The organism is Candidatus Schekmanbacteria bacterium, assembly GCA_003695725.1.
Taxonomy (GTDB): Bacteria; Schekmanbacteria; GWA2-38-11; order GWA2-38-11; family J061; genus J061.
The window spans coordinates 1-7,833 of the sequence record RFHX01000208.1 but is presented as its reverse complement, the minus strand read 5'-3'; the positions used below and the strand labels follow the sequence as shown (position 1 = coordinate 7,833).

General features: G+C 37.8%; 6 protein-coding genes. All 6 read left to right on the top strand.

Annotation, left to right across the window (positions count from 1 at the left end):
• Positions 1-240 precede the first annotated feature (240 nt).
• The 6 genes from lipA to purH are packed head-to-tail and all read left to right on the top strand — an operon-like array spanning position 241 to position 7,677.
• Entirely contained in the window at positions 241-1,098 is an 858-nt protein-coding gene (lipA, locus tag D6734_08325; protein ID RMF94232.1) for a lipoyl synthase, read from the top strand.
• A 3-nt stretch (positions 1,099-1,101) separates the two neighbouring features.
• On the top strand, positions 1,102-2,277 hold the full coding sequence (locus D6734_08320) for an aminotransferase class I/II-fold pyridoxal phosphate-dependent enzyme (protein RMF94231.1): 1,176 nt from the start codon (positions 1,102-1,104) through the stop codon (positions 2,275-2,277).
• Positions 2,278-2,310: 33 nt separating this feature from the next.
• The gene (locus tag D6734_08315; protein RMF94230.1) at positions 2,311-3,612 is read left to right on the top strand and encodes a homoserine dehydrogenase; all 1,302 of its coding nucleotides are present in this window, start codon (positions 2,311-2,313) and stop codon (positions 3,610-3,612) included.
• A gap of 11 nt (positions 3,613-3,623) precedes the next feature.
• Positions 3,624-4,814, top strand: coding sequence for a cofactor-independent phosphoglycerate mutase (locus D6734_08310; protein RMF94234.1), 1,191 nt, complete (start codon positions 3,624-3,626; stop codon positions 4,812-4,814).
• A gap of 30 nt (positions 4,815-4,844) precedes the next feature.
• A complete protein-coding gene (locus D6734_08305) occupies positions 4,845-6,068 on the top strand; it encodes an aspartate kinase (protein ID RMF94229.1) in 1,224 nt (407 codons plus the stop codon).
• Between the two features lie 46 nt (positions 6,069-6,114).
• Positions 6,115-7,677, top strand: coding sequence for a bifunctional phosphoribosylaminoimidazolecarboxamide formyltransferase/IMP cyclohydrolase PurH (purH, locus tag D6734_08300; GenBank protein RMF94233.1), 1,563 nt, complete (start codon positions 6,115-6,117; stop codon positions 7,675-7,677).
• The last annotated feature ends 156 nt before the right edge of the window (positions 7,678-7,833 follow it).

Here is a 7,833-nt window from a genome sequence, read left to right as displayed (position 1 = left end):
CTTCAAGAAAACTTCGAACAATTTATGGAAAAAGATTCCTTTTAGTCCTCTTATGCAGGGGTTTTCATAAAGAAAATTATTTCTATCGACATAGCATCATCTTTTAATCCTTATCTTGGGCAGATGTGATGTGAAGTCTTTTCTCGATAATGTAAATTTCTTGAAATTTTACTATTATCTGTGTACATAAGCTAAACTTTAAGTGTATGATTTTTTGTATATAATTTTATCATAATTAAAATGGCACGCAGATTACCAAATTGGCTTGTAAAACGAGCTGTTGACATCAAAGAATTGCATAATGTTAAGGCAATTCTTAGAAAGGGAAAACTATCAACAGTTTGTGAAGAAGCAAGATGTCCTAATATGGCAGAATGCTTTAAAAGGCCAACTGCAACTTTTATGATAATGGGAGATGTTTGCACCAGAAATTGTACATTTTGCTCTGTTTCAAATGGTAATGTGAAACCTCTTGACCCTCAAGAGCCCAAAAATGTCGCTATGGCTGTCAAGGAGATGGGATTGAAATATGCTGTCATTACATCAGTTACGCGAGATGATATTTCAGATGGCGGAGCTTCTCATTTTGCTGACACAATAAAAGAGATCAAAAAAATATGTCCAAATACCAAAATAGAAGTATTAATACCTGATTTTCAAGGGAATGAAAGTTCTGTGAAAATTGTTTGTGAGGCCAATCCTGATGTGATAAATCACAATATTGAAACTGTCCCGCGCCTGTATAAAGATGTTAGGCCTCAAGCTGATTATGGAGTTTCGCTTTCAATTTTTGCTATGGTAAAGAGATTTTCATCTTCAATCTATACAAAGTCGGGGATTATGGTGGGATTGGGTGAAAGAAAAGATGAAGTTATTTCAGTTATGAAAGATTTGCGCCGGGCAGGGTGTGAGATGCTTACTATCGGTCAATATCTAACCCCTACTAAAGAGAGTATTCCAGTGGCAGAATATATTCATCCTGACATATTTAAGTATTATGAGAAGAAGGCTAAAGAACTGGGTTTTATAAAAGTTGCTTCTGCGCCCTTTGTAAGAAGTTCTTATATGGCTGACCTTCAATTTAATGGAGAAATTTGATTTATGCCCGAACAATTTCATCGAATAAAAAGGCTTCCTCCCTATGTCTTTTCAATCATCGATGAGATAAAACTCAATGCAAGAAGGAGAGGAGAGGATATAATCGACCTTGGTATGGGGAATCCTGATATTCCTACACCGAAACCGATTGTGGAGAAACTCAAAGAGGCGGTAGATAATCCAAAAAATCACCGTTATTCAGTTTCTCGGGGAGTTTATAAATTGAGACTTGCGATTTCTAATTGGTATAAAAGGCGCTTTAATGTTGATATCGATGCAGATGAAGAAGCAATAGTTACGATAGGTGCTAAGGAGGGGATATCACATCTTGCCCTTTCGATTATTGAACCCGGAGATGTTGCTTTGGTACCAAGTCCAACTTATCCTATACACTCTTTTTGTATTGTCATTGCAGGCGGTAATCTAAAAAGTGTTAAGCTATCTCGTGATTCAGATTTTTTTGAAAATTTAAAGCAGGCTTATCACGAAAGTTGGCCAAGACCCAAGATTCTAATTTTAAGTTTTCCTCACAATCCTACAACAGCGGCAGTTGATTTGGATTTTTTCAAAAAAATTGTTGCTTTTGCAAAGGAGAGAGAAATTTTTGTCATCCATGATTTTGCCTATGCTGACCTTACATTTGGTGATTATAAAGCACCAAGTATGCTTCAAGTCGAAGGCGCAAAAGATATAGGAGTGGAGTTATATACAATGTCAAAAAGCTATAGTATGCCCGGTTGGCGTGTAGCTTTTTGCGTAGGCAACAGTAAAGTCATAAAAGCTCTCGGACGGCTGAAAAGTTATTTTGACTACGGTATTTTCCAGCCAATTCAGATTGCAGCAATAATTGCATTGAATGAGCTTGAAGATATGTCAAGAAATATTCGTGATATATATGAATCTCGTTGTGATACTCTAATAACAGGTTTGAATAGGATAGGTTGGAAGGTTGAAAAACCCAAAGGCACGATGTTTGTGTGGGCAGAAATTCCGGATGAATTTAAAGAGATGGGTTCACTTGAATTTTCGAAAAAAATATTGAGGGAAGGCAAAGTAGCGCTTTCACCCGGGGTGGGATTTGGACCTTATGGTGAAGGATTTATTAGATTTGCTCTTGTAGAGAATGAACATCGAATCAGGCAGGCAGTAAGAGGAATAAAAAGAGCGCTAAATGCTTAAGCTTCAACAGATTCTATGAAAGGATTGATATAAATGAGAGATGTAAAAGTTGGACTTATTGGATTTGGAACCATTGGTACTGGTGTAGTAAAAATTTTACAGCAGAATAAGAATATTATAAGCGACAAGCTTGGCACATCTATTATTTTAAAAAAGATAGCAGACCTTGATATCAATAGGCCCAGGAGTGTCAAGGTTGATTCGTCTCTTTTAACGGCAGACGCAAATGAAATAATATCTGACCCTGAAATTGATATTGTTATAGAACTTATCGGAGGAATTAATCCTGCAAAAGATTTTATAATCGAAGCATTGAAAAAGGGAAAACATGTTGTAACAGCAAATAAAGCATTGCTTGCAGAGGAAGGAATGGAGATTTTTGAATGTGCTGAAAGCGTAAAAAGGAATATTGGATTTGAAGCAAGTACTGGCGGTGTGATACCAGTGGTAAGGGCTATAAAAGAAGGGTTTGCTTCTGATGAAATCCGCTCTGTTTATGGAATTATCAATGGAACGGCAAATTATATTCTTACAAAGATGACCAATGAAGGGATTGATTTTGCTCAGGCTCTAAAAGAAGCGCAAGAAAAGGGTTTTGCAGAAGCTGACCCTACACTTGATATAAGCGGGGGCGATTCAGCCCACAAGATTGCAATTTTGTCAATGCTGGCTTTTGGAACAAAAATCGAGTTTAATTCTATCTATACTGAAGGAATTGAAAGAATAGCTTCTGAAGACATAAAGTATGCCTATGAATTAGGTTATAAAGTCAAATTATTAGCAATTGCTAAAAATGTGAATGGCGAAATCGATGTAAGGGTGCACCCAACGATGATAACCTTCGAAAATCCTCTTTCTAATGTCAGTAATGAATATAATGCAGTTTATATTGAGGGGAAAAATGCAGGAAGAAATATTTTGTTCGGGAAAGGAGCTGGAGAACTTCCAACGGCTGTAGCTGTTGTCAGCGATGTTATTGATATTGCAAGAGATGTAATAAGCGGTGAATCGGGACGAATGACCCCTTTGTCCTTTAAACTCAATAGGATTGCTAATAAACCTCTTAGAGCTATAGATGATGTTAGGTCAAGATTCTATTTTCGTTTTTCCGTTGTTGACAGGCCGGGTGTGTTGTCAAAGATATCAGGAATTCTTGGCAAAAACGATATAAGCATTTTGTCTGTGATTCAGAAAGGTGAGAAGGACGGAGAAAAGGTTTCAGTCGTTATTATGACTCATGAAGCTCTTGAAAAATCGGTTCGCAAATCACTTCAAGAGATAGATTCGCTTGATGTAGTTGTTGATAAAACGATTTCGATAAGGGTTGAAGAATAAGGATGTCTGAAATTAAATATATAGTTGTCTTAGGCGATGGGATGGCTGATAAACCCTTGGATGCCCTTGACGGCAAAACTTGCCTTGAAGCCGCTAATACTCCCAATATGGATATGATTGCAAGGGAAGGAATATGCGGATTAGCGCAAACAATACCTGATGGAATGAATCCGGGAAGTGATGTGGCAAGTCTATCTGTGCTCGGATATAATCCTGCTGATGTATATACTGGAAGAGCACCTCTGGAGGCCGCGAGTATTGGAGTTAATCTCGATGACGATGATACTGCATTTAGATGTAATCTTGTAACGATCAAAGATGGCAAAATGGATGATTATAGTGCAGGTCATATAAGTACAGAAGAAGCTGCCGTTTTAATAAATGATATAAACGCAAAAATATCAGATAAGGAAGTAAGTTTTTATTCCGGGAAAAGCTATAGGCATCTTATGGTTTACAAGAAAAGATTTGACAATGTTAGACTAACTCCTCCTCACGATATTTCAGGACAAGAGGTTATAAACTATATCCCTAAGGGAGAAGGGAGTGAGTTGCTTCTTGGATTGATGCAGAGAGCCTTTACAGTCTTGAGGGAGCATCCCATAAACAAAGAGCGAGAAAAGAGGGGCGATAAACCAGCCACTGATATTTGGCTTTGGGGTGAAGGGACAAAGCCTGTAATTCCTCTATTCAAGGAAAAATACGGATTGGAGGGCTCTGTTATTAGCGCTGTTGATTTGGTAAAGGGAATTGGGATTTATCTCGGCTTTGATGTTATAAATGTCCCCGGTGCAACCGGCTATATTGATACAAATTATGAAGGGAAAGCAAAATATGCAATAGAGGCACTGAAGAATAAAGATTTTCTCTATCTTCATATTGAAGCTCCTGATGAAGCCGGCCATAATGGAAATTTAGAAGATAAGGTAAAAGCAATTGAAGACATCGATTCAAAAGTTTTATCGAAAATTTTAAATGAAGTATCGTCACTGGGGAAATTTAGAGTTCTTCTAATGTCTGACCATCCGACACCAATAGAAGTAAGGACACATACCTCTGATGCTGTAAATTTTGCAATTTACGGTGAAGGTATCGAGAGCAATGGGACAAAAGCATTTTGTGAAAGAGAGGCAGGTAATAGCGGATTATTTTTTGAAAAAGGATATGAATTGATGGAATTTTTCCTTAAAAATTCCTTATGAGAGAATGTGATTATTTAGAGGAGTTGAAAGATGGCACTGATAGTTCAAAAGTATGGGGGAACATCTGTTGGCGATATTGAAAAAATAAAGAATGTTGCTAGGCGGGTAATTGAAACGAAGAGGAAAGGCAATCAGGTTGCTGTAGTTGTTTCAGCTATGGCAGGAGAGACTGATAGGCTAATAGGACTTGCCCACAGTATTTCGGATATGCCTGATGAAAGAGAGATGGATGTCCTTATGTCTTCTGGTGAAAGAGTGTCTATTGCATTGCTTGCAATTGCAATAAACAGCATGGGAGAGAAAGCCATATCATTCACTGGTAGGCAGGTAGGTATGGTTACAGACAGTGTTCATATGAAAGCAAGAATTGAAAGAATAAATGCAGAGAGGATAAAAGCAGCACTTAATAAAGGTTATATTGCAGTCGTGGCAGGGTTTCAGGGCATAACGCCTGAAGGTGATGTGACCACTTTGGGAAGAGGAGGTTCTGACACTTCTGCAGTAGCAATAGCGGCGGCTATTAAAGCAGATGTTTGTGAAATATACACGGATGTTGATGGAGTTTATACAGCTGACCCAAGAATAGTTCCATCAGCTAAAAGGCTTGGAAAAATTTCTCATGAAGAGATGCTTGAACTTGCAAGTCTTGGAGCAAAAGTTCTTCAAATAAGGTCTGTTGAATTTGCAATGAAATATAATGTCCCTCTCTATGTAAAATCGAGTTTTAAAGAGGGAGGAGGAACATTAGTTACAATGGAGGATGAAACTATGGAGCAGGTGCTTGTTACAGGTGTGGCTTTGGCAAAAGACGATGCAAAAATATCTATAAGGCATGTGCCTGATAAACCGGGTATAGCAGCATCGATTTTTAAACCTCTTGCAGAGGCAAGCATTGTAGTTGATATGATTATTCAGAATGTTAGTAAAGAAGGATTTACGGATATTACTTTTACTGTCCCGAAGACTGATGCAAAGAAGGCAATGGAGATTGTAAATGAAGCAGCAAAATCAATAGAAGCCGAAGAGGTCCTGACTGATGAAAATATTGCAAAAGTATCTATTGTCGGGGCTGGAATGAGGAATCATTCAGGTGTGGCATCAAAAATGTTTCAGGCATTGTCTGCAGAAGGAATCAATATTCAAATGATAAGCACATCGGAGATTAAAATTTCCTGTATCATCGATTCAAAATATGGTGAATTGGCAGTGCGCACATTACATGATGCATTTGAACTAGAAAAGGTCGAAAGATAAAAATTCTATTAATTAACCAATTTTAAGTTATGAGGAAGGAAAAGTGATTAAGGTAAAAAGAGCTTTGATTAGTGTTTCAGATAAGACAGGCATAGTTGAGTTTGCCAAAGGATTAAATGAGTTAGGAATTGAAATAATATCGACAGGAGGAACTGCAAAGAAAATCAATGAAAGCGGAATCGATGTTATAGAAATATCGGACTTTACAGGATTTCCTGAAATGCTTTCAGGGAGAGTAAAGACACTTCATCCCTATGTGCATGGAGGAATTCTTGCACTGAGGGACGATGAGAAGCACAAAAAGGAAGTAGAAGAACATCAAATCAAATATATTGATATGGTTATAGTTAATCTCTATCCCTTTGAAAGTACCATTACAAAGGAAGATTGTAAGCTTTCTGAAGCTGTTGAAAATATAGACATTGGTGGACCTACAATGATTAGGTCTGCTGCTAAGAATCATAAATATGTTGCTGTTGTTGTTAATCCTGCAGATTATGAAAGTGTTTTAGAGGAACTTAAGCAAAATAATGGAGAGCTTTCTGAGAGAACATGTTTTGATTTGGCGGCGAAAGCTTTTTCACACACAGCGAGATATGATTGTGTTATTTCTAATTATTTCAATCCCCAAAAATCTACTGCCTCAGAAGAAGTGTTTGCTGAGGAGTTTGGAATAGGTGTGGAAAAGATTCAAAATCTTAGATATGGCGAAAATCCTCACCAGAAGGCGGCTTTTTACAGGGTATCAGGAGAAAAAGGAGGAATAGCCGATATCAGACAGCTTCATGGCAAAGAGCTTTCATTTAATAATATAGTGGATGTCGATGGTGCGCTTGCTGTGGTGCTCGAGTTTGATGAAATAGCAGTTGCCATAATTAAGCATACCAATCCATGCGGCGCCGCTGTGTCTAAAGTTTCAGTCAAGGATGCATATATGAAAGCCCTTGCAACTGACCCTGTTTCGGCATTTGGAAGTATAATTGCAGTCAACAGGGAAGTTGATGGAGATGCAGCTGAAGAAATTTCAAAACTCTTTGTTGAAGCAATAATTGCTCCTTCTTTTTCAGAAGAAGCTCTAAAAATTTTAACGAAAAAAAAGAATATAAGATTGCTGACAATAGATTATGATAGGGCTAAAAAAGAAAGGGCATCTATGCCTGACATAAAGAGAGTGCTCGGAGGATTAGTGATTCAAGAAAGAGATGTTCATCAAATTGACAGAAACAATGTAAAGATTCCTACAAAAAGGCAGCCAACTAACGATGAATTTGAGGGGTTGATGTTTGCATGGAAGATAGTAAAAAATGTTAAATCAAATGCTATAGTCTTTACCAACAAAGAACAGACAGTTGGCGTTGGTGCAGGACAGATGAGCAGAGTAGATTCAGTAAAAATTGCGAGAATGAAGGCAAACCTACCGACCAAAGGATGTGTGATGGCATCTGATGCCTTCTTCCCTTTTAGGGACGGAATTGATGCCGCCGCAGAAGCCGGAATTACAGCGGTTATTCAACCGGGCGGTTCAGTGCGGGATGAAGAAGTAATTAAAGCATGCGATGAGCACGATATTGCAATGGTTTTTACTGGAATCAGGCATTTTAAACATTGAAGAAAATTTGCAAGAGCAATACCATTTTTTAAAAATTAGCCCTAATGAAAAGGGGACTCTCCTAAACAAAATGGCAGAGTGCCTTTTACAGGAAGAAGTTCTCGATTATGGCAAGATAAATGAGATTTTGGGAGAAAGAGAGAAGACATAAAATTT